General features: G+C 45.7%; 1 pseudogene. It reads left to right on the top strand.

What is annotated here, in order from left to right:
- Window positions 1–358 (top strand): annotated as a pseudogene (locus tag R7093_RS26695) (Bcr/CflA family drug resistance efflux transporter); the annotation flags it as partial.
- Window positions 359–588: the final 230 nt, after the last annotated feature.

The following is a 588-nucleotide window of genomic DNA, read 5'->3' as shown; positions in this document are numbered from 1 at the left end:
GTCGATCTTTATCGGTTCAGCCGTCGTATTAATCCCAGGCTTGTTTGGCGTAACAACTGCACTGACGTTAATTGGTGGCGCAACTATTTATTTCCTAGGTGCGGGCATCCTGTTCCCTGCGGCAACAACAGGCGCAATTGCTCCGTTCCCTTACCACGCGGGGACAGCTGGTGCGACTCTGGGTGGCATGCAGAACTTGGGCGCAGGTATTGCAACCTTGCTTGCATCGTTATTCCCAGCGCATAACCAAATGCCGCTTGGTGTTTTGATGATGGCAATGTCAATTGTCGCGATGCTTGGCCTATTGTGGGTACACAGAGCGCACGATCACTCAAACGAAATGCCACAAGTCATTTAACCGACATTTCAATCTGACCAAAACATTGAAAAGGGACACACGAAATAGTGTGTCCCTTTTTTCATATCACACTACCTCTATTTATTGATGAGAATGATTTAACTTTAGAAGTGATATTTGTTAAAAATAACAGTTGCTTACACAATGCGTTTTCAAGCCAACAGGTCACAACAATGAGCCGTTCAGAAATGGGGAGAGTATTCACTTCTCGAACCACATCTCTGCTCTCT

The sequence above is a fragment of the Vibrio sp. 1580 genome (assembly GCF_033340055.1).
Note: the sequence above shows the minus strand (reverse complement) of the source record. Positions and strands in the feature narration are given on the sequence as shown.